Source organism: Endozoicomonas acroporae, assembly GCF_002864045.1.
GTDB classification, from domain to species: Bacteria; Pseudomonadota; Gammaproteobacteria; order Pseudomonadales; family Endozoicomonadaceae; genus Endozoicomonas; species Endozoicomonas acroporae.
Map to the genome: position 1 here is coordinate 1 of NZ_PJPV01000200.1, position 523 is coordinate 523.

Here is a 523-nt window from a genome sequence, read left to right on the forward strand (position 1 = left end):
ACGCGAAGGCCGACTTTTGACATCACATAAGGCATGACTACACCTTAACCAACCTGCCCTCTAAAACAGATTGCTTAATAGCCGGTGACAGTCATGCCTGAAGAAGAGTTTATCATTAATGTCTTTTGCCTGATTGATGATTTATTCAAAAAGCTTTTTCCCACACCTTTACGTACTCGTGGCTATGAGCCCAAGCTCAGCGATAGCGAGGTTATTACCATTGAAATTGTGGGCGAATGGCTTGGATATCACAAGGACAAGGATATCTGGAAATATTTTCGACGACACTGGCTACACTTTTTTCCAAACATTCCCGCCAGAACCAAGCTGGCCTCACAGGGGGCGAACCTCTGGGCTGTGAAGCAAAAAATCACAGAGCGTCTGGTGCAAATATTGGGCGCTGACAGGGATAATGTTCACCTGATTGATGGTTTCCCCATAGAGGTTTGCAAGCGGGTTCGGGCAAAACGTCGGAAAATATTTAATGACGAAGTGGCTTATGGCTACTGTGCTTCAAAAGACA

1 protein-coding gene is annotated in these 523 nt (G+C 45.3%); it reads left to right on the forward strand.

The window, feature by feature from the left end:
• Window positions 1–93 precede the first annotated feature (93 nt).
• Window positions 94–523 (forward strand): transposase family protein (locus tag CX664_RS23730; protein WP_476700511.1); only part of this gene is annotated, 430 nt, incomplete at its 3' end.